Here is a 22,303-nt window from a genome sequence, read left to right as displayed (position 1 = left end):
TAATAAGCACCTTAACTTCCACCTGCATTTCTGACTGGATAGGCCAAAGCACTACCTCACCGTTCTCCTTAGTTCCGGCCTAATAAATTTTTTGGGCTGAACTGACCAAGCTAACTTACTGGCTTCCATAGAAAAATTTTCAGCCGGCGTTTTTTGGTTCTTTTTGACGCCAAAAAGAAGGAGCCCTTCGGCGGCGGCGAGCCGAGGCAAGATTGCGCAGTAGGGCAAAAAAAATAACTAGAATTTCGGTCGGTGTGACACCGACCAATAGAATCAAAAACGCGTTCTTTGTGGGTTTAAAGTTTGGTTTTTGATACGAATAGTCAAAACGCCTCGCATAAAGTTAAGCAAGATCCTTCGACAGGCTTAAGGATGACAGCTCAATCCGTCGCTTATTTTTTTAAAGCAACCAAACGCTCTCCTTCTAAAACCGGAATGGCTTCGCAAACATTTAATTGCAAACAGAAAACCACATCTTCTTCAATATTCAATTGAGCCAAACGATGACTATGCGACGATTTATGGAGATATTTCCTTAAATCATCTTTAGCCAGCAGGTATAAATCCTCAGCAGCTACACTCGAATCGTCAAAGTGTTCGAAATTTTGACGGAGTTTTGCCACAACCGCCCCGGCAAATAAGGTATCTTCCAAATTAAACTGGTCTTTCCAGCCGGCACACAGTAAAAGCACATTTTTGTCCTGACTTTGCAGATAAGCGCAAAGTGAATCCAAATTAAGAAATGATCCGATTACGACCTGATATGCTTTCTTTTGTGCCAAATGAAGGGCTTTAGTCCCATTGGTTGTAGTAAGTACAACCGTCTTTCCTCCTACTTTTTCTTTGGTATATGAAAAAGGTGAGTTACCGAAATCATATCCAGTTACCACTTCCCCATTTCTTTCTGCAGCCAATAAAAATCCGCTGTCGCGATAGTTTAAGCAATCTTCTACATTAGCAACCGGAATAATTGCTTCAGCACCATTATCTATCCCGTAGGTAATAGATGATGTAGCTCGTAAAATATCAATAACCACCACAATGCTCTGCTCGATATCGTATAAATCAATTAGCGCAGGTGTTAAACAAACTTCTATTTTTTTTGACATTTGGGGAGGATGCAAGTATTGAAGTATTAAGTAGTGAGTATCAAGTAGTGAGTATCAAGTAGCAAGATAAGTTTGTCTTGCTACTTGATACCTGATACGCCATCTATTTATAAAAAGGAAACTTAACCACTTTTGCCTTAATTGGCGTGTTGCGGATGAGGATAAAAACTTCTGTTCCTTCTTTGGTGAACTCTTTTGAGATGTAGCCCATACCAATTGCTTTTTGCAATGATGGTGCTTGTGTACCAGAGGTTACTTTACCGATGATATTGCCTTCAGCATCAGCAATCTGGTAATCGTGACGTGGAATACCGCGGTCGATCATTTCGAAACCTACCAGTTTCTTTTGTATCCCAGCTTCTTTTTGAGCTAATAAAGCTTCAGAATTGGTGAATGATTTAGAAAACTTGGTAATCCAGCCTAAACCGGCCTCGATAGGAGAAGTGGTATCATCGATATCATTTCCATATAAACAGAAACCCATTTCTAAACGCAGGGTATCGCGTGCACCCAAACCGATCGGTTGAATGTTATAAGGTGCACCTGCTTCAAAAATGGCGTCCCAAATCTGATCAGCATATTGGTTTTCGAAATAAATTTCGAAACCACCTGCACCGGTATAACCTGTTGCAGAAATTACTACGTTTTCAATACCAGCGAAAGTGCCTTTAACGAAAGTATAATATTCCATCGATGCCAGGTCAACATCGGTTAAACTTTGCAAAGCATCTGCTGCTTTTGGGCCCTGGATAGCCAACAAAGAAGTCTGATCAGAAATATTGTGCATTTCTACTCCCTGGGTATTAAACTGCTGAATCCAGTTCCAGTCTTTCTCAATGTTTGATGCATTTACCACCAACATGTAGGTTTTATCGTCTATTTTATAAACCAAAAGGTCATCTACAATACCACCATCCTGGTTTGGCAGGCAAGAATACTGAACTTTTCCATCATATAATTTAGATGCATCATTACTGGTAACGCGTTGGATTAAATCCAGTGCATTTTCGCCTTTCAGGATAAATTCGCCCATGTGGCTCACATCAAAAACACCTACACCGTTACGAACAGTTGCATGTTCTACGTTAATACCTTCGTAAGTAACGGGCATATTATATCCTGCAAATGGAACCATTTTAGCGCCTAAAGCGATGTGTTTTTCTGTTAATGCGGTGTTTTTCATCCGTGAATTTTATTTTTTATGATAATGAAGCAGTTTTAGTTCGTTTATCAGTTGATTAAGCTGCAAATTATAACGTTTTTGTACTTATTCTTCTAGGGCGCAAAACTACTAAGAAAAAGACAAAACTTTGGCTTAATTTTAATGAGTTTTCACATGAACTTACCTACTTATTAAATAGATAAATATCAAAAAACAATAACCCAGATGTAATGAACAAAAAAAGTAGGGTTTTAATTACATTAATTGGTAGTGCCATCATTTTCAGATTTTTCTGTGGAATTTATGTTCATGATGAGTTTGGCGGAAAACATTTTTTCATTAAACATCGTCCAACCTGGAAATGGAAGTTTTATTCTCCAGTCGGAATGTCGGATACTAAATTCGAAGAACTATCTGAAGAGGAGAAAATTGAGCAAAAATATTTTAACGAATTTGTAAAGGATAAAAAATTAAGTTTATAACCTGAAATCCAGAGTTGACAACTTCCATTCTTGATGCCTATAAAAGTTGTCAACTCATAACTCCATCTAAGCGCTCACCAACTCTTCGTAAATCTTCAACATTTTACCCGAAATCAAATGAACACCGTGATCGTTTTCAACGGTTTTACGGGCATTTTCACCAATTTCCATCCAGCGTTTGGGGTTGATGATGCATTGCAAAATTGAACGGTAAAATTCATCTGCCGAATCGGCAATTAAAATATCATGACCATGCCTGCAGTTAATACCTTCGGCAGCAGTAGTGGTGGCAATGATGCATTTTTTCATCGCCATACCCTCAATAATTTTAACCCTCATACCCGTACCCGAAATTAATGGAACGATCATAATGGCTTTCGAATTCATAAACTCTACCGCATCAAAAACTTCTCCTTCTACAATCAGGTTTTCCGAATCGTATTCGAAAAAATGTTTTTGCATATTTTTTCCGGCAATATAAAAACGGAGGTCTTTGTTCAGTTTTTCGATATCAGGCCAGATATCATCCAAAAACCACTCTAAACCTTCCTGATTGGGCCGCCAATCCATCGCACCTAAATGAAAGAGTGTTGGAAAACTCGTTTTGGTTTTATCAACCTTATATTTTTCGAGGTCAATGGCCACCGGAAAAACCGACATCGGCACTTCGCAGCCAAAGCGCAAGATACTCTGCCTGTCGGGCTCGCTTATGGCAAAAATCTGGTGAAAGCGGTTAATCTGATCGGTTTCGTAAGCTTTAAGCCTTTGGGCTAAAAAGGCCAGGTATTTACGCCGGACGAGAAACTTTTCTGAATGCGAAAGGCGCTCCCAAAGGGTAAATTCGATATTGTGTGCCCTGTAAATCAGTTTGGCATTACTGTTTGCTTTTACCACATCTAAATAGGGTACCACGAAAAGACCTTCGAACTGGATAATATCAAAAGCATTTTCGCGCAGAACATTTTCCAGCTGCCGTGCTGCATCTTCGCTGTAATAGCGCGAAACATTATAAGACTCGTTGGTAAAAATGTTAAAAAACGCCGACCATACATTTACATCGGTATCTAAATCGTAAGTGTGGTATTTAATCTGTTCAAAAATAGGATCGTAAATATCTTCAATATCGATGCGGCCTTTTGTGGGGTTTAGGCTAAACAAAGTGATATCTGCGCCAAGCTGCAGCAAACCTTTTATGGTGTTATAAACCACGATCGGATAACCACTATTTGGCGGAAAGGGAATCCGCTTAGTAATCAACAGAATTTTCACAATGTTGTGAAATTACGAAATTTTAAGCGTTTTTTGAAAACAGATCTAACTGAGGGTCGCTTACGTTGAAAGTTTTGCGGTGAAAGGGCGATAATCCGATCTCGATCACAGCCCTGCGGTGTGCCGTTGTTGGATAACCTTTATTTTGCATCCAGTTATAATGAGGATAATCGGCGTGCAGATTGGCCATGTATTCATCGCGGTGTGTTTTGGCCAATATCGAGGCTGCAGCAATGTTCAGGTATTTACCATCGCCTTTAACAATACAGCTATGTGGAATCTGCGGATAAGTTTTAAAACGATTTCCGTCAATAACCAGGTATTGCGGTTGGGTATGCAGTTTCTCAATGGCCCTGTGCATGGCCAAAAAGGATGCATTTAAAATATTGATGCGGTCTATTTCTTCGTGATCGCAGGAAGCTACCGCCCAGGCCAAAGCTTCCTGTTCGATAATCGGCCTTAACAAAGTCCTTTGATCGTGTGATAACTGCTTAGAGTCGTTTAAGCCTTCGAGTACAAAACCCTTTGGCAAAATTACCGCAGCCGCAAAAACAGGTCCGGCGAGGCAACCTCTCCCGGCTTCATCACATCCGGCCTCTAATAATTCTTCCTGATAGCAGTTTAACAACATGTTGCAAATTTACTGAAATAGAGATACTAAGAAAATTATTTTGTTCAACATCTTTTAAACATTAATTTTAAGGATAACTTGTTTGAAGTTATAATGAGAATGATGTTTTAAAAGTGCCTAGTCCCTATTGATTCGTCATGCTGTCCCGATTTTCACATCGGGATCAGCCTCTTTTTAGCATGAAAGACCCTGAAATAAATTCAGGGTGACGACCAGCTAGTTCAAACTGTCCAAAGGAAATATCAATTATCTAACTTATGTTAACACAAGAATTTTAAACCATGAAATACAACGAAACCCTCGCTCTCCGGGTAGCTGAACGTTTAATGCACATAGCCGATGGGGAAGAAAAACTGATGTTCAATGGTCTGGTATTTATGGTGAACGGCAAAATGTGCCTCGGCGTTTCTAAAGATGGCATGATGGTGAGGCTGGATCCAGGTACACTGGAAAATTTATCAGATAAAGACGGCTGGGAGCAGATGGTAATGGGTGGGCGGCCAATGAAAGGCTATATTTCGGTTTCGGAGGATGTATTAAGCCGAAATGATGAACTCGATTTCTGGGTGAAACTTGCACTCGATTTTAATCCTTTTGCAAAAGCATCCAGGAAGAAAAAGTAAGTAAAAGGGTTGCCGGGCCGCTAAAAGGATCAAAAAGTAGCAAGAGCCAGATTTTTTGATTAATTTTACTGTTCTAATCGAATATCAATGAAAAAAAGGGCTGTTATAGCAGCATTCCTGCTATTTACTTCGTTTATTGTTCTGGCTCAGGTTAAAAATTCAACATTAACAGAAACCCAACAATCAGCTAAACCATCAAAAACCAGTGTACAGGAAGGACATTACTGCGAGTATTGTAAACTCAGTTATCCTGAATCTCATTTTCCCTGCATTATGAAATCAATAAAAGGTAAGCTTGATGCAGCAACCGGCGATATCAACTTTACCGCTGGGCAGCCTGTTGCAGGCATTGTGGTAAAGGGAAACACAAATACCGGAGACTTACTTGCTCTAACTACCAACGAAAAGGGTGAAATAGAATTTAACAATGCAAGTACAGGAAATTACAAATTTGTAGTTTCTGTTCCGTCAACCAATCCAAATTCGAGGGTGGCAGGCTCTCCGATTGGCGGCATACTGATTAAAGGAGGTAAAAATCCTGGAGGAAATTCAATTATCTTAATTACCAATGAAAATGGAGAAATCGAACTTCAGAATATTTCGGCAGGGAAGTATAAATTTATTGCATTGGGCGCTTCTGAAGATGAAAAAACCAACTCCTTATATAAATCGGTCTATTCGGAAAAGGTAAATCCCTAATATCAATCATAAATTCGTTAAATTTACGCTACATTCCATTTCTGGCACTATTATGGAATCTTTCAAATCTGTGCATCTTTAAATTGTTACACATTTAAAACACACATTATGAAACGTTTAAATTTAATATTGAGCCTTGGCTTACTTGCTTTTGGGGTTCAATCATTTGCCCAAACCAATAAAGAAACTACAGTAAAAATTGTAGCTGATAAACACTATACTTTTGTTGCCAATACTGCACTGCCAATGTCGAACAATGATGTTAGCAGAATATTGGCCCAAATGCCGGGCAGCCAGGGAGGAGCCACTATTAACCTCACAGGATCGCAATATGATGTAAAGGTAACCAAAGATAGTGTGGTTGCTTATCTGCCATATTATGGAAGATCTTTTTCTGCCCCTATGGATCCAACCCAGGGTGGTATTAAATTCACCTCAAAGAATTTTACCTATACCGAATCTAAGAATAAAAAGGGTGCTTATACCATCCAGATTAATACCAAGGATGTGCAAAGGGAAAACTATCGCTTTACGATCAATATTTCTACAAACGGTTATGCCTCATTAACGGCAAGCAGTATGAATAAACAGCCGATTATTTTTAACGGTTACTTAGATGAGCCGAAGAAACAGGATTAGAAAATCAAAGTTATTGTCATTTTTAATATAAAACCGTCATCTCGAGCGGAGTGTAGCGTAGTCGAGAACCACGTGAGTGCTCAGCGAAGCTAAACCCATCTCGAGATAGATCTCTCCGTTCCAGTCGAGATGACGATGTTTTTATGAAGTTAATCGCTGTGAAATAATGTACCGCAATTACGGCTTTTCAATTATTTCTTTACCAATTCAATCTGGAAAATGTGCGGCCACTTTTTACCGGCCACAAAAAGCCTTTTGGTTGCTTTATCATAAGCAATTCCATTTAATACATTATTGGCCTTTTCATCTTCCGTTTTGAAATAATCAGCAGGCAGTAATCCTGATAAATCAATCTTACCTTCTACAACACCGTTTTCAGGATTGATAATCAGAATATTGTTGGTCGTATACACATTGGCGTAAATCTTCCCATCAATCATTTCCAGTTCATTCAGGTTCTGGATGGCGCCTTTATCATCAAAAACATCAATCGATCCTATTTTTTGGTAAGTATCCTTGTTCAGGAAAAATATCGTATTAGATCCATCAGTATTTAATACTTTCTGTCCGTCGAAAGCCAATCCCCAGCCTTCTCTGCCTGTGGTGTAAGAAAAATCTGAAAGCTTTTTAAAGGTTGCTTTATCATAAACAAAACCCACTTTTTCGCGGTAAGTTAACTGGATAATTTTGTTACCGATTACAGTAATACCTTCGCCAAAATATTGTTTATCCAGGTCTGCTTTCTGCAGGACTTTACCACTTGCAGGATCTACTTTACGCAAACTCGAGTGACCATAATCGCCGGCACTTTCGTAGAAAAAGCCATCGTGGTATTCTAAACCTTCTACATACGAAGATGTATCGTGGGGCAATGATTTAATTACTTTATAACCATATTCAAGCGGAGCCTGCGCTGCCAGAACATTGATGTTGGAAGTTAAATCTTCCGATTTTCCTTCGCCGAATATTTTTGCAGTTAGCAGGTGGTTACCCAGTTTTAAACCTTCAGTTTTAAGTTTTATACCCGAGGTATCGGTTTTAGAAAGCACTTTAACGGTATCGATCAGATAAACTACCGAATCTACCTTTTGCTCGGCGCCAAACTGTACTTTAACATCAAACTCTTTTCCTGAGGCTACATTTAATCCGGTTAACGGCGAAAGAAAACTACGGTAGGTTGTGCTGGTATTTTCTTTACACGAACTAATAAAAGCAAGGGTAATTCCGACAAATATGAAATTTTTAATGGGGTTAATCTTCAGGCCAAAACGCATCTTCAATATGGTTTAAATTATAACTTTTGTTTTTTGTAAATGTAATTGCTATGATATCAAAACGGATTTCATTTTGATGGTTCATGATGTCAATATAGGCATTTGCTGCCAATTCCATCTGTTTCTCTTTGGCTTTATGCACAAATTCTTCCGGTTCGCCAAAAGCGACAGAACTCCGTGATTTAACTTCTACAAAAACCATAATTCCGCTTTTATAAACAATTAAATCGATCTCAGCCTTTCCGTGTGTCCAGTTTTCATCCAAAACCTCATAACCCTGATCTTCGAGATATTGCTTAGCAATACTTTCGCCGGCTTTACCTAAATCGTTATGGAGCGCCATACTTAATAATTATTTAATGAGAGAATGAGTGAATTTTATAGTTTTTCCAGAACGATCGTCATGCTGAATTTATTTCAGCATCTTTTTCGCTATATAGACCCTGAAATAAATTCAGGGTGACGGCACGATGGTTAGTTTGCTCTAGTAAAGTTAATTTACTTAACAATAACAGAGCCCAAAAACTTCGAAATTTCCCTTTCTACCCCTTTAATTACGCCATAGCGTTGCATCAAAATCATCTGGTTATCCTCGTTTTTTTCTTCTTTTATTTCTTTTAAAAGGTTCATCAATATTTTTTCAACCTTACGCTTTTTCAGGTGAAAAATACCACCCAAAATAGTCGCTTTTAAGTTCATTGATTCATCTTTAACATAAATCAGGTGTTTATTTAACCAGTTTTCGCTTAAAGCATGCTCTGATGTTGAAAGCGTAATGGCTAAGTCAGCAATCGCCCTATCTTCATGTTTAACAAAATGGTTCGATGTTGGTAAACGGCCATTATCAATCTCCGTTTTATAATAATTAATAATCTGTTTACAAAGCGGATCATCAAATTCAACATCTGCCAGGTTCTGCATAATAAACGGACCGATGTACATATCATCAATCTTATCCCAGTTTACAAATTCGTGTCCGTATGCCAATAAAAGCCTTACAATTTCCTTTTCCTGAAACTCTTCTTCTTCTACTGTTTCTTGCACGTAACCCATCGGGCCTGCGCTATCATCCCATAAATCATCAGGCGGGCCAAGCGGCTCGGGTGGACCGGAAGAATAAGGTTTAGTATTGGCTGATTGATTAGCCCTTTGGTTATTGTCGAAGTTTTTCTTCAGCTTGGCCGAGCGCATTTTATTCAGCTCACCCAATAAAATATGTTCATCAATTTCGAGCAAACTGCTGCACTCGCGGATAAAAACGGAAGCCTTGATCTGATCGGGAATCTTTGCAATACTTTCTACAATATCGCGGATAATGCCCGCACGTTTGATGGGATCGTTGCCGGCATCCTTAAGCAGCACATTAGCTTTATATAAGATAAAATCTTTTCTGTTCTGCTCGAGATAGGTTTTAAAAGCTCCGGCGCCCACGTGGTGCATATACGAATCGGGGTCGTGACCATCAGGAAAAGAAACGATCTTTACGTTCAATCCTTCCTCCAAAATCATATCCAAACCACGGAGTGAGGCTTTAATACCTGCCGCATCGCCGTCAAACAAAATGGTAATATTCTGGGTAAAACGCCCGATCAGTTTGATCTGCTCTACGGTTAATGAAGTACCCGAAGAAGCCACTACATTTTCTATCCCGGCCTGGTGCACCGAAAGTACATCGGCGTAACCTTCGGCCAGATAACAGTTATCGAGATCGCGAATGGCTTTTTTAGCATGGAATAAACCGTAAAGCACATTCGATTTATGGTAAATTTCACTTTCGGGCGAGTTTACATATTTCGGAACGTTTTTATCGGTTTTTAGTGTTCTACCCCCAAAACCAATAATTCTCCCGGTAAAGTTATGGATGGGAAACATCACACGCCCGCGGAAACGGTCGTAAATTTTGCCGTTATCATTTTTAATCGATAATCCGGTAGCTTCTAAAAATTCTAATTTATGACCTGCGTTAGTGGCACTCTGTGTAAGCGCATCCCACACATCCGGCGAGTAGCCCACTTCGAATTTTTTAAGGATATCTTCTCTAAAGCCACGTTCTTTAAAATAGCTAAGGCCAATTCCCCTACCCTCATCGGTATCCCAAAGTTGTTTTACAAAGAACGCGCTGGCGTATTGCGAAACTACGTAAAGGCTTTCTTTGGCGCTCTGCGCTTCGGCATCCTGCGGACTGAGTTCGGTTTCTTCGACCTCTATATTGTATTTGTTGGCTAAAAATTTAAGCGCTTCGGGATATGAATATTTTTCATGATCCATAATAAAGCGCACTGAATCGCCTCCTTTACCACAACCAAAACATTTGTAAATACCTTTGGTTACGGATACGTGAAAGGAGGGTGTTTTTTCGCCATGGAAAGGGCAATTACCGATTAAACTGGTTCCGCGTTTTTTTAAGTGCACAAAATCCCCAACTACCTCCTCAATACGGGCGGTATCCATTATCTTATCTATTGTTTCGCGGTTTATCATATTTGTTATTGCCCGTCATTGCGAGGAGGTACGACGAAGCAATCTATTTTGCTATTTTATTTTTAAACTATTAATGGCGTGCAGGAAAGATTGCTTCACTTCACCACACAATCCCCTTCTTCGGTTCGCAATGACGTGCCAGAGATCGTCATTGCGGGGAGGCACGACGAAGCAATCTATTTTGCTATTTTTATTTTTAATTTGTTATCTCCAAGCATGAAAGATTGCTTCACTCCACCACGCATCCCTTGCTTCAGTTCGCAATGACGCACAAAGATCGTCATTGCGAGGAGGCTTTTTCAGCCGACTAAGCAATCTTTTTCGCTATTAATTTATCCTTAAACTATTTTTACCTACCGGAAAGATTGCTTCACTCCACCATGCAAACTCTTACTTCGGTTCGCAATGACGACAATGAGCGTATTACCATTCTTTCACTATCTCCCACAAATCTTTCCATTCCGGATTCATAGAATCTATTAACTTTATCTTCTTTTTCCGGCTTCCGCCTTTAATTCTCTTTTCTTCTGCAATTGCTTCTTCTATTGAATCGTAAGAACAAAAATAAACAAGTTTAACTGTATTGTATTTAGCGGAAAAAGATTTAGGATATTCCTTGTCTTTATGCTCTTTAATCCTAAACATAATATCTGAAGTAACCCCGGTATATAACGTTGTATGGGTGAAATTAGTAATGATATAAACTGTTCCGCCACGCTCCATTATTATATTCCAAATCCAATGTTTATAGGATAGATTGCTTCACTCCAACACACATTCCCCTGCTTCGGTTCGCAATGACGTTGCAAAGGTCGTCATTGCGAGGAGGCTTTTTCAGCCGACGAAGCAATCTTTTTTGTTATTATATATACCCTTAATCTGTTATCGCCTTGCATGCAAGATTGCTTCACCCCACCACACATCCCTTGCTTCAGTTCGCAATGACGATAGAGAAATACGATTACTTTACTAAAGGTAACAACTGCTCAGCCACTAATTTATTACCGGTTTCGTTTAAGTGTACCCTATCAACGGTTAAAATACCTTTTTCTTTATCTTCCGGATTGTTTTTAGCTTCATAATCGGCAAAAATCTTCCTTAAATCACATACCGGTAAATTGTTTTTTGCAGCCAGTTCCCTGATTCCTGCAGCATATTTGTTCAGATCAGCATCAAGCTCGTTGGTACCATCTTTTTTCTCGCCCACAACCGATGGAGTAACCAGTACCACTTTGCTGCCAACGCCTTGTATTTTATTGATCAAGGCCTGATAAAATTTTAAATATTTATCGTAATCGGTTCCGGTGTGTGATGATTGTTTGTGCCAAACATCATTAATTCCTACATAAATAACCACTAAATCGGGTTTCTTGTTTAAAACATCGTCTTCCAAACGGAGGTAAAGATCGTAAACCTTGTTACCGCCGATACCAGCACCGATTACGTCGTATTTGGTAGAGTCGAGTGATTTTTTGATCAGGGTTACATAGCCGTTTTTAGAAACACCCTGTTGGGTAATCGAATCGCCGAAAAAGATAATCCGTTTTGGTTTAAATGTCATTGAGGTTAAAGCAATTAAGCAAAAGCTTAGTAAAATACTCGTTTTTAATAGTGTTTTCATGTGTTTAAATTGGTTTCAATTGAGTATATAATTGGTTAGGTTATTTTTTATCTATCTTTTTGAAATCAAGGTCCTGAAAATCGAAACTGAAATCGGTTAAAGGCGAAATAGCTTCGATTTTAAAACCATCGGCCAGGGCATTGTTATCTAAACTAAAATTAACAAAGGCATCTGCATCCAAACTTCTGTCGTACCATTTTACAATAAAAGTATTGCCCTTATAGTAAGTCATATCGCCTCTCAGTTTTGGTGCATTTTTAGCCCGGAAATGCATTTTGCCATTTACTTCGCTAATGGTTACATCGCCGAACCACGAATCGTGGAAAGTACCATAATAATTTTTAACATCAGGTTTTGCAGTTGATAATTTTTGTTGTGCGGCAATATCATTCCAAACCTTGCTCACCATTTCGCTGGCCTGTTTTTCATTACGGAGCCTGTTATCGTTATAGGTTTTAATACGGTCTTGTCCTTTAATTCCCAGGTAACCATCTTTAATCGAATTGGTAATGGCGTTAAAGGCTGCACCCGATTGCTGATTGGTTAACACGATAATACCGAGTTTCAGTTCGGGAAGAATGGTAACCTGCGTTACAATACCCGATAAACCTCCGGTATGCGTAGCCTGAAAATTACCGTTCACATTACTCAAAAACCAGCCCAAACCATAACTGCTAAAAGCTGCGGGATTACCACCGGCAATAATCGTCTGCGGTGTCCAAAGCTCTCTTGCAACAGCCGGGCTGAACAGTTTTTTATCCAAGGTTTCTCCATATTTACCTCCATTAATCATGGCTGTTACCCATTTACTCATATCAGTAACATTTGAATAAATTCCTCCCGCTGCATTGGCAATTTCGCCAAAACTTAAACCTACAGAAAGTAATTTGCCTTCGTAAGGTGCATGACCATCGATTACATTCGATTTATCTTTTAAGCGATACCAGGAAGCGGCAGTTTTGGTCATCCCTAAAGGTTTAATGATCCTGCTTTCGATAAAATCTTCATAAGTAATCCCTGAAACTCTTGCCACCACTTCGCCGGCAACGATATACATCAGGTTATCATAATCGTATTTGGTTCGGAAAGAGGAAACAGGTTTTAAATAGCGAAGGTTATGAATCAGCTGTTTTTTATCAACTGTTGATGAATCAGGCCAGATCATTAAATCGCCAGCCCCCAAACCTAAACCACTGCGGTGCGTAAGCAAATCGCGGATGGTAAATTCGCTGGTTACATAGGCATCGTACATTTTAAATTCGGGAATTACATCGGTAACTTTTGTATCCCAGGTGATTTTTTTCTCATCAACCAGCATACCCAAAGAAGCTGCGGTAAATGCCTTTGTGTTTGACGCCACGCCAAAAAGGGTATTTTCGTCAACCTTTTTATTGGTTTTGATCGAACTTACGCCATAACCTTTTAAATGGATGATTTTACCATCCTTGATTACAGAAACTGCAATGCCCGGAACATTAAAGGTGCTTAATGTTTTTTCGACCACGCTATCGATCTGTTTTGAAGTAAGCACCTGTGCATACACATTGATGCTAAAAAACAGCGATAAAGCAATTGATATTTTAAATTTTAAGGAAGAAAAGAGTTGCATGTTTATCGGGTTAAATAATCGTTTAAAGATAACAACCAGAATTCGATTAATATTTATTCGTAATGATAAAGTTTCATCTCCTCATCTCAACGCGATCATCATGCTGTTCCGATGTGTCGAGGTTGGCGCTTTTTATGCAGAATAGACCTGATCCCGATGTTAAATCGGGATAGGGTAAAGGCAGGCAGTAGTCGAATCTTTATTTGCCTTTTTCAAGTTTGTAATCTTTGTGCACAATTAAAAAACTTGCCCGTTCTTCTTTTTTGAAAGGGTAATCCCAGTTACCCTGGTAGGTAATTTTAGTTGGCAGTTTATCTTCCCCAAAATAGCCCATTTCGATATTCATCTGCACATCAAAATCGAACAGCATGTTACTGTATTTCATATCGATGTAACGACCAAGAATATTAAAATTGCGTTTATCAAAAATAGTTACCAGTTCTTTGATCATAATGCCATCTTTTGTCCAGCTGCTTAAATCAGGCTTAACCGATACCCTGAACCGGTAAACCGGGATAGAATCCAGGTAAGTGCCACTAATAAAACCATAATCGTAATACTGGCGCATATTGGCAGAAAATATTTCGGTTTTGCTACCGATAAACGGCACTTTTACCGGCCTTCCGGGATTAAAAACCAGGGTTTTCAGCTTGTCCTTATAACTTTCGTTTGTACCGCCTTTTCCGTCAGGTTTTGGTGCATTGGGAACAAAATCGGTGTTATACGAATTCATAAAAATGTAATCGAACATTTCTACAGTGTATAACTGATACTTACCGTTCTTCTTATAAATTTTCCCGGTATCCTGTTTTACCAGGTATTCCATTTTGTAAGGCCCACTATTGTTATGCCTTATTTTACGGTATATTTTTCCATCAACCTTGTTCTTTTTGTCGTAACTGTAAATCCTGTTTTCGGCAATGAAAGTATAACGTTTCATATCCCTGAACGACTGATAAAAAGAAGTATCGTACATTACTTTCCTGATGAAAGTCTCCACATTCAGTTTTTCGGCCTTGATGTTCACTGTTGAATCGAGCGTAATGGTTTTAATCGTATCCGGATTGAAACGCGGGATTTCCTGTGTAAAACCTTTATAAACGAGTGCGGTAAACAGTAAAAACAAAAATAATTTTTTCATGGAAGAAATATGTAAATAGATGATGGACGATGTGAGATGGAAAATGGATGATGGAATAAAAACTCCTCCATCACCCATATTACATTTTTACGTCTTACATCCTAGTTTCCTAGTTGTTTTAAAGCAATGTAAGCCATTAACCCCGTTGAGATTTTCAGGGCATCTTCATCTACGTCAAATCTTGGGGTATGTACCGAGTATTGTGTGTCTTTTGCAGCATTCCCGGTACCTAAACGATAAAAACAGGCATCTGTTACCTGCGAGTAGAAAGAAAAATCTTCGGCAGCCATCCAGATATCTAAATCAACCACATTTTCTTTACCCAAAAACTCTTCTGCAAAAGCCCTTGCATTGGCCGTTAGTTTTTCTTCGTTGATTAAAAATGGATAACCTCTGTGGATGTCGAAATCGCAACTTCCGCCCATGCTTTCGGCAATGCCCTCTGCCATTTTTTTCATGCGTTTGTGTGCTTCGTCTCTCCACTCCTCGTCTAAAGTCCTGAATGTGCCTTCAATTTTTACTTCGTTCGGGATAATGTTGGTTGCACCATTGGCAATTACCTTACCAAAAGATAAAACAGATGGGATACGCGGATCGGCATTACGGCTTACCACTTGCTGCAAAGCAATTATAATATGCGAAGCGATTAAAACAGGATCGATATTCTGGTGTGGTTGTGCACCATGACCACCCTTTCCGGTTACGGTAACATATAGTTCATCTGTAGAAGCCATATAAATACCCGAACGGAAACCCACTTTACCGGCATCGATTAAAGGCATTACATGCTGACCAACAATATGGTGAGGTTTCGGGTTTTCGAGTACACCTTCCTTGATCATGATGCTTGCTCCACCGGGTAAAAGTTCTTCGGCAGGCTGGAAAATCAGTTTAATGGTTCCACCGAAATCATCTTTTAACTGGTTTAAGATATAAGCCGTTCCTAAAAGTGAAGAAGTGTGTACATCATGTCCGCAGGCATGCATTACGCCATGGTTTTTAGAACGGTAAGGTTTATCGTTTGCTTCGTGGATAGGTAAAGCATCCATATCGGCACGTAAGGCAATTACCTGATCAGAAGGTAAATTCCCTTTAATTAACCCCACTACGCCCGTATTGGCACAATCGGTATATTCAATTCCCCATTTTTTTAATTTGTCCTTAATGAATAACGAGGTTTCGAATTCTTTGAATGATAATTCGGGATTGGCATGGATATGTTGACGATAGCCCACTACATCATTAAAAATGTGAGCGGCCAGTTCCTGTACTTTATTTTTGATCATTGGTTGTTGTGGTATCTAAAGTTGGTGCATTGATTTTTTCCCTAAAAATAAATAATGTTGGGAAAGCTGGTCTGAGTTCGTTGATAAGACGTTGTGCCTCTAAGCGGCTCCTGAAATCGCCCACCCGAACATAATAATTGGGTTCTTTGTAGGTGAGGTAAGTATTTAATTGCGGGTATAAGCCTTTAAAACGAGCCTGCTCATTAAAAACCTCGCGCCGGTCTGATCCGTAAAAAATCTGTACCCGGTAACCGTATGCAGAAACAATGGGTTTGCCTGGTTTTACTTCGCCTGTGGTTTTATAAACTTCGAGGCGCTTGGCAATTAAACTATCAATCAAAGAATCTTTTATAACCGTTACTTCTCCTTTTTGTGCAAAAGCAGTAATGGTAAAGAGTAGACAGAGTATAAAAGTTATTGTAATTTTCATCAGCAAAATAATTGGCATTTGGTGAGCGATGTATCATCTCATTTCTTCTTAACAACAAGAATGCCGAAATCGTTGCAAAAATCGGCATTCTTTATGGGTTAAGCAAATAGTTTAATCTGTGGGTATTTGAATAGCTAGTCCTACTCAGCCAAATTATTTATTTAGCCATTTATTTATTTCATCATCCAAATCTGACTGGGTTACAAACAAACCATTATTAATTTGTTCATGGGATGAAATAATTTCTTCTTGTTGTTCTTCAGAAAGCATAGTAGCAATAGAATCAGAAATTATTCTAATAATTGTAGTCATAATTAAAAATACGACTTTAATTTGAAAGATATTTTGATGATTAGCTTTTCCCCCGAATCGTCATTTCGAGCGGAGTGCAACGCAGTCGAGAAATCTGCCTTGAGATAGATCTCTCCATTTCGCTACGCTACAGTCGAGGACGACCACTTATATAAAATTGTCGGTAGTTATTCCCACTCGTTCCGAATATTATCTAATTGTTTGTCAACTTCAGAAATTGACTGTTTTTGTATAACACCCTTATATTTTGAGATTAGATTATCGCCAGATACATCCTGCACATTAGAATCTATTCTTAAACGGATAATTTTAAGCAACTCTAAATCTTTCAAAAGATCCAGCGCTTTATCATTTAAAATATCTAAGGTTACTGTTCTCATACTCAAAAATACTAAAAATATAACTATATATCAACAATATACGATTCTCAAACGTTTCGTTAATACAGAAAAATTAATTGAAAAATATTAATGTATAGATCTCTCCATTTCGCTGCGCTTCAGTCGAGATGACGATTTTTAGAGAATGTTATTGTTAAGAAAACAAAAAAGCCAGACTCCTTTCGAAATCCGGCTTTTTGAATTATTTCCATTAAGAAAATAAATTAATTCGTTTTCTTTTGCTCTAAGGTAAATTCGTATACCGCGGGGTCATATTTCATCATTGCACCTGTAGCGGCATCGATTGCGAAGCCAAACAAACCTATAACATTCAATACAGCAACAGGATTAAATGTAGTTTGGGGCTGGAATGTTTTGGTTTCGTAACCATCAAGTTTTAAACTGATGGTTTGCCCGGTAAAACCTTTTTTCAAGGGCACAGCCATGGGTGTTATCCCTGCTTTAACCCCATCCACCTCAATAGTAGCGGCCGGCGGATTGGAGTTGACCTGAACGGTTTGCTTTGTGCCGGTAAAAATAGTGGCGCAGCTCGATAGCAGCAATGTCGCTGAAACAGCGGCAACGTTAAAAATTCTTTTCATTTGTGTGTGTGTTGTGTGTGTCCTTACTCTTATGGCTTTTCAGTTACGCCCCGTTTTTTATGGTTTCCAGACTCCATTTTTTAATTTTATTAAGGTCATTTGAAAATTGCCTACCAACTTCAAATTGATCTTTACTAAGATAGGAGTTTACCTGATAATTAAAAATTTAGTTCAATAAAAAAGCCCCGACAAAAAATGTCGGGGCTTGGTATGTTATAATATGCTAATTATAAGCTAGCACCGTGGCAATTTTTATATTTTTTACCACTACCACAAGGGCAAGGTTCATTTCTGCCAACAGTTGCTTCCTTACGGACAGGTTGTTGCGGAAGTGCCTCACGTGTATCGCCAAATTCGATGCCTGGTTCTTCTCTACCGAACTCCTGTTTGGTGGTTTGCAATTTTGGCTGTTTTACCGGAGCTGGTGCTTCTCTCACCTGATCAGGCTCCTGCTGAACAGGGATTCCACCTTTGTATAAGAAACTTACTACTTCTTTATTTACAACATTAAGCATGCTTTTAAATAAATTGAAGGCCTCCATTTTGTAGATTACCAATGGATCTTTCTGCTCGTATACCGCATTCTGAACCGATTGTTTTAAATCGTCCATTTCGCGTAAATGCTCTTTCCAGCTGTCATCAATCAGGGCGAGTACAATGGTTTTTTCGAATGCACGAACCACTTCTTTTCCTTTATTGTCGATAGCTTTTTTCAGGTCAACTGCAACCTGGATACCTCTAATACCATCAGTAAAAGGCACTACAATCTGCTCGATGTGCGATCCGCGTTCTTCGTAAACCTGAGTTAAAACAGGTAGTGATTGTTGAATGATCGCTTCTGATTTACGTGCATAAAATGCTTCCGCTTCTTCGAACAATATTTCGGTTAACTGAGGGATGCTTGTCGACGTGAATTCTTTTTCGGTAATGGCTGTATCCAAAGAGAAGTTTTTAATCACTTCTAATTTAAAGCCATCAAAATTAGCTTCCTGTTTGTATTCGGTTACGATATCTTCGGCAACGTCGAAAACCATGTTGTTCATATCCACATCTAAACGTTCGCCAAATAAAGCGTTTTTACGTTTAGCGTAAATTACAGTACGCTGCGAGTTCATCACATCATCGTACTCCAGTAAACGTTTACGGATACCAAAGTTGTTTTCTTCTACTTTTTTCTGTGCACGTTCGATTGATTTGGTAATCATAGAGTGCTGGATCACCTCGCCATCTTCGATACCCATACGTACCATGATACTGGAGATACGCTCAGACCCGAATAAACGCATTAAGTTATCTTCCAGTGAAACGAAGAACTGAGATGAACCCGGATCGCCCTGACGACCTGCACGACCACGTAACTGCCTGTCTACACGACGCGATTCGTGACGCTCGGTACCAACGATGGCTAAACCGCCAGCTTCTTTAACACCTGCGCCTAATTTAATATCGGTACCACGACCGGCCATGTTCGTTGCAATGGTAACCGTTCCGGCCTGACCAGCTTCGGCAACGATATCGGCCTCTTTCTGGTGCATTTTAGCATTCAGTACGTTATGTTTAATTCCACGTAGTTTAAGCATACGGCTTAACAATTCCGAAATCTCAACAGAGGTTGTACCCACCAATACCGGGCGGCCTGCCTGTGGCTGTAATTGTCCTGTTTCAGGATTAACCGCAGGAATTAAAGCCCCTTTAGCATCCAGTTTTGGTACAGCTCTGCCGGTTTGATCGTATTTAACAACCGGTTTACCATCTTTTTGCTTGATATTACCTTCTTTATCTGTTTCATATTCAGTTTCGTAATGAGAATATGGGAAAACAAGGTATTGTATCTCTGCAGCAACGGCATTATATTTTTCGCGAACGGTACGGTAAACATAATCCTGCTCATCAATCCTCGAAATGTTCCTGTTAGTAGGGATTTCTACCACATCTAATTTATAGATCGACCAGAACTCTCCTGCCTCTGTGGTTGCAGTACCCGTCATACCGCAAAGTTTGTGGTACATACGGAAATAGTTCTGTAAAGTTACAGTTGCATAAGTTTGGGTAGCATCCTCAACCTTTACATTTTCTTTTGCCTCAATGGCCTGGTGTAAACCGTCAGAATAACGGCGGCCATCCATAATACGGCCGGTTTGCTCATCTACAATTTTGATTTTCCCTTCGTCGATGATGTATTCTACATCAATTTCGAACAAAGTATAAGCTTTTAATAACTGGTTAACCGAGTGGATACGTTCTGCCTTAACAGAATAATCGCGCATTAAAGCATCTTTTTGAACAACCTTATCTTCTAAAGCGATATCAGATTTTTCAAGTTCTGCAATTTCAGTGCCTACATCAGGCAATACAAAGAAATGTGGGTCTTCGCCAGATTGCGTAATCAGTTCGATACCTTTTTCGGTTAATTCTACCTGGTTATTTTTTTCATCGATATAGAAATACAATTCAGAATCTACCTTAGGCATATTCTTAGATTGATCTGCCATATAATGGTTCTCTGTTTTTAATAACAGGCCACGGATACCGCTTTCGCTTAAAAATTTGATTAAAGCTTTATTTTTTGGTAAACCACGGTAAGCACGTAATAAAGCCAAACCACCTTCGCCCTCTTCAGTTCCGCTGTTACCAGCGTTAATTAATTTCTTAGCCTCGTTTAACGCCTGGGTTACATAAGCTTTTTGTGCATTAACCAAACGTTCGATACGTGGTTTCAACTCATAAAACTCATGCTCATCTCCGCGTGGGATCGGACCGGAAATAATTAAAGGGGTACGGGCATCATCAATTAAAACTGAATCGACCTCATCCACCATGGCAAAATGCAACTTGCGTTGTACCAACTGATCTGGTGTTTGCGACATATTGTCACGCAGGTAATCGAAACCGAACTCATTATTGGTTCCGTAAGTGATATCTGCAGCATAAGCTTTTCTTCTTTCTTCCGAGTTTGGCTCATGTTTATCGATACAATCAACCGTTAAACCATGGAATTCAAATAACGGACCATTCCACTCACTATCCCTGCGTGCAAGGTAATCATTCACCGTAACGATGTGTACACCCTGTCCGGCCAATGCATTTAAATAAGCTGGCAATGTACTAACAAGGGTTTTACCCTCACCGGTAGCCATCTCGGCAATTTTACCGCTGTGCAATACAATACCACCAATTAACTGTACATCGTAATGTACCATGTTCCAGGCTACTTCCGTTCCGGCAGCATCCCATTTATTGGCCCATTGTGCTTTATCGCCAACAATTTTCACATTGTTTCTTCCTGCGGCATAATCCCTGTCGAACTGGGTTGCAGTAACCTCTAAATAATCGTTTTCGCTTAAACGGCGTGAAGTTTCTTTAATTACAGCAAAAGCCTCCGGAAGAATTTCCAACAGTACTTTTTCTAATTCTGCATCGCGGTCTTTACCTAAAGCATCAACCTGATCGTAAATAGCTGTTTTTTGGTGAAGATCTAATTCTTCGCTTTCTGCTTCAGCTTTTAAGGCTGAAATTTTCCCATCGATTTCGGTTAAGAAGGCAGCAATCTTCTCTTTAAACTCAATGGTTTTACCACGTAACTCATCGTTGCTAAGCACAGATAATTTACTGTAGTGTTCGTTTATCTTTACAACCAGGGGCTGTATGGCCTTTATATCTCTTTCTGATTTACTTCCGAAAATCTTCGCTAAAAATCCTAACATTATGTTTTAATTCGTATTTATTATTAAAAAATGGTGTGTTACAACAACCAAGCCATTGTCTTCCTTAAGTCAGATTGGCAGTTGCTGATATAAATAAGGGGTAAAAAATCTTCTAAAAGATTTTATCTGTGAATGATAAACTAGGGACTATTGTTCTTCGGTTTTTTCCTGATTGTTAAATCGGCGATTACCTGGTTTACACATACATATTTTTCGACCTTTAATTGAGGCTGAACACCAATTAAGGCCAGTTTGGTATAGGATAACAGGTATGGATTACGATGTTCGTTAAGCTGATTGGATGTTTGGCCAGCCGCATTAACACTGATTTTGCATTCCTTACAATACTCGTTCAATATCCTCAGCCCTTCAACGCGTTCGGCTTTTGCCAAATGTGTTAAGCTAAAAAATACAAGCGATATGGTAACAAAGTGTTTCATTAATAGCGGCAAAGCTACTTTTAATCTTTTATAATATAAAACGAAATCTGCCTAAAGCAAAAAGCGTGCCCCTATCCGCCCCAACCCCTATCCGTCTACCGACACCTCCCCCTGAAAGGGAAAGGCTCGAGGAAAATATTTATCGCACCCTGCTATCGAATCATGCTATCTGCACCTTGCCATCCGGCATAGGAGATGGTGGAAGGATAAAACATTAAAGTTTTTGCACCCCCATTCAATCAGCACTGCCCCGAGGCAGCACGCCCTACCCGATTTTTCATCGTGGGCTTGTGCTGGCGACCAAAAAGCTTTGACGAATTTATCCGACATCAGATCCAAGCCTTGATCTTTTGTTTCTTTTCTATCAAGAGAAAAGAAAGAGCCCCTCGGCGGCGGCGAGCCGAGGCAA

22 protein-coding genes are annotated in these 22,303 nt (G+C 39.4%); 4 read left to right on the top strand and 18 right to left on the bottom strand.

What is annotated here, in order from left to right; genetic code table 11:
• Positions 1–392: 392 nt before the first annotated feature.
• Entirely contained in the window at positions 393–1,109 is a 717-nt protein-coding gene (locus DRW42_RS16840; RefSeq protein ID WP_113950001.1) for a 2-phosphosulfolactate phosphatase, read from the bottom strand.
• Between the two features lie 103 nt (positions 1,110–1,212).
• Positions 1,213–2,292, bottom strand: coding sequence for a glycine cleavage system aminomethyltransferase GcvT (gene gcvT, locus DRW42_RS16835; RefSeq protein WP_113950000.1), 1,080 nt, complete (start codon positions 2,290–2,292; stop codon positions 1,213–1,215).
• 209 nt (positions 2,293–2,501) lie between these two features.
• Between gcvT and DRW42_RS16830 the strand changes: the two genes are divergently transcribed.
• Positions 2,502–2,753, top strand: a complete 252-nt coding sequence (locus tag DRW42_RS16830) for a hypothetical protein (protein WP_113949999.1) — start codon at positions 2,502–2,504, stop codon at positions 2,751–2,753.
• 66 nt (positions 2,754–2,819) lie between these two features.
• Here the strand turns inward: DRW42_RS16830 and DRW42_RS16825 are convergent, their stop codons facing one another.
• Positions 2,820–4,022 carry a glycosyltransferase gene (locus tag DRW42_RS16825; RefSeq protein WP_113949998.1) on the bottom strand — a complete coding sequence of 401 codons (1,203 nt, stop codon included), beginning with the start codon at positions 4,020–4,022 and terminating at the stop codon, positions 2,820–2,822.
• A gap of 22 nt (positions 4,023–4,044) precedes the next feature.
• Positions 4,045–4,653 (bottom strand): ribonuclease HII, encoded by a 609-nt coding sequence (locus tag DRW42_RS16820; protein WP_113949997.1) that lies wholly within the window; start codon positions 4,651–4,653, stop codon positions 4,045–4,047.
• Positions 4,654–4,934: 281 nt separating this feature from the next.
• Between DRW42_RS16820 and DRW42_RS16815 the strand changes: the two genes are divergently transcribed.
• The 3 genes from DRW42_RS16815 (at position 4,935) to DRW42_RS16805 (ending at position 6,614) form a co-directional block, all read left to right on the top strand.
• Positions 4,935–5,276 carry a TfoX/Sxy family protein gene (locus DRW42_RS16815; protein ID WP_113949996.1) on the top strand — a complete coding sequence of 114 codons (342 nt, stop codon included), beginning with the start codon at positions 4,935–4,937 and terminating at the stop codon, positions 5,274–5,276.
• Between the two features lie 87 nt (positions 5,277–5,363).
• Positions 5,364–5,975 carry a carboxypeptidase-like regulatory domain-containing protein gene (locus DRW42_RS16810; protein WP_113949995.1) on the top strand — a complete coding sequence of 204 codons (612 nt, stop codon included), beginning with the start codon at positions 5,364–5,366 and terminating at the stop codon, positions 5,973–5,975.
• Between the two features lie 108 nt (positions 5,976–6,083).
• The gene (locus DRW42_RS16805) at positions 6,084–6,614 is read left to right on the top strand and encodes a DUF4251 domain-containing protein (RefSeq protein ID WP_113949994.1); all 531 of its coding nucleotides are present in this window, start codon (positions 6,084–6,086) and stop codon (positions 6,612–6,614) included.
• A gap of 191 nt (positions 6,615–6,805) precedes the next feature.
• Here the strand turns inward: DRW42_RS16805 and DRW42_RS16800 are convergent, their stop codons facing one another.
• From DRW42_RS16800 to DRW42_RS16740, 14 genes are all read right to left on the bottom strand, one after another.
• Complete coding sequence (locus DRW42_RS16800; RefSeq protein WP_113949993.1) at positions 6,806–7,888, bottom strand: glutaminyl-peptide cyclotransferase; 1,083 nt, start codon at positions 7,886–7,888, stop codon at positions 6,806–6,808.
• Complete coding sequence (locus DRW42_RS16795; protein ID WP_113949992.1) at positions 7,866–8,231, bottom strand: YraN family protein; 366 nt, start codon at positions 8,229–8,231, stop codon at positions 7,866–7,868. The genes DRW42_RS16800 and DRW42_RS16795 overlap by 23 nt, the downstream gene beginning before the upstream one ends.
• Positions 8,232–8,386: 155 nt before the next feature.
• Complete coding sequence (dnaG, locus tag DRW42_RS16790; protein WP_113949991.1) at positions 8,387–10,369, bottom strand: DNA primase; 1,983 nt, start codon at positions 10,367–10,369, stop codon at positions 8,387–8,389.
• Positions 10,370–10,792: 423 nt separating this feature from the next.
• Positions 10,793–11,092: a GIY-YIG nuclease family protein gene (locus tag DRW42_RS16785; RefSeq protein ID WP_113949990.1), complete on the bottom strand. Its 300-nt coding sequence runs from the start codon at positions 11,090–11,092 to the stop codon at positions 10,793–10,795.
• A gap of 238 nt (positions 11,093–11,330) precedes the next feature.
• Positions 11,331–11,990 (bottom strand): SGNH/GDSL hydrolase family protein, encoded by a 660-nt coding sequence (locus DRW42_RS16780; RefSeq protein ID WP_113949989.1) that lies wholly within the window; start codon positions 11,988–11,990, stop codon positions 11,331–11,333.
• Positions 11,991–12,030: 40 nt separating this feature from the next.
• On the bottom strand, positions 12,031–13,599 hold the full coding sequence (locus tag DRW42_RS16775; protein WP_113949988.1) for a serine hydrolase: 1,569 nt from the start codon (positions 13,597–13,599) through the stop codon (positions 12,031–12,033).
• A 199-nt stretch (positions 13,600–13,798) separates the two neighbouring features.
• On the bottom strand, positions 13,799–14,740 hold the full coding sequence (locus DRW42_RS16770) for a hypothetical protein (RefSeq protein WP_113949987.1): 942 nt from the start codon (positions 14,738–14,740) through the stop codon (positions 13,799–13,801).
• Positions 14,741–14,841: 101 nt separating this feature from the next.
• Positions 14,842–16,026: a M20 metallopeptidase family protein gene (locus DRW42_RS16765; protein ID WP_113949986.1), complete on the bottom strand. Its 1,185-nt coding sequence runs from the start codon at positions 16,024–16,026 to the stop codon at positions 14,842–14,844.
• Positions 16,013–16,456 carry an SPOR domain-containing protein gene (locus DRW42_RS16760; RefSeq protein WP_113949985.1) on the bottom strand — a complete coding sequence of 148 codons (444 nt, stop codon included), beginning with the start codon at positions 16,454–16,456 and terminating at the stop codon, positions 16,013–16,015. The genes DRW42_RS16765 and DRW42_RS16760 overlap by 14 nt, the downstream gene beginning before the upstream one ends.
• A 153-nt stretch (positions 16,457–16,609) precedes the next feature.
• A complete protein-coding gene (locus tag DRW42_RS28820) occupies positions 16,610–16,768 on the bottom strand; it encodes a hypothetical protein (RefSeq protein WP_158544360.1) in 159 nt (52 codons plus the stop codon).
• 167 nt (positions 16,769–16,935) lie between these two features.
• Entirely contained in the window at positions 16,936–17,148 is a 213-nt protein-coding gene (locus DRW42_RS16755) for a hypothetical protein (protein WP_113949984.1), read from the bottom strand.
• 224 nt (positions 17,149–17,372) lie between these two features.
• Positions 17,373–17,750: a PEGA domain-containing protein gene (locus tag DRW42_RS16750; protein ID WP_113949983.1), complete on the bottom strand. Its 378-nt coding sequence runs from the start codon at positions 17,748–17,750 to the stop codon at positions 17,373–17,375.
• 227 nt (positions 17,751–17,977) lie between these two features.
• A complete protein-coding gene (locus DRW42_RS16745) occupies positions 17,978–21,454 on the bottom strand; it encodes a preprotein translocase subunit SecA (protein WP_113949982.1) in 3,477 nt (1,158 codons plus the stop codon).
• Between the two features lie 140 nt (positions 21,455–21,594).
• Positions 21,595–21,894, bottom strand: coding sequence for a hypothetical protein (locus DRW42_RS16740; protein WP_113949981.1), 300 nt, complete (start codon positions 21,892–21,894; stop codon positions 21,595–21,597).
• Positions 21,895–22,303 lie beyond the last annotated feature (409 nt).

It is taken from the genome of Pedobacter miscanthi (assembly GCF_003315595.1).
In the GTDB taxonomy this organism is placed as follows: Bacteria; Bacteroidota; Bacteroidia; order Sphingobacteriales; family Sphingobacteriaceae; genus Pedobacter; species Pedobacter miscanthi.
Note: the sequence above shows the minus strand (reverse complement) of the source record. Positions and strands in the feature narration are given on the sequence as shown.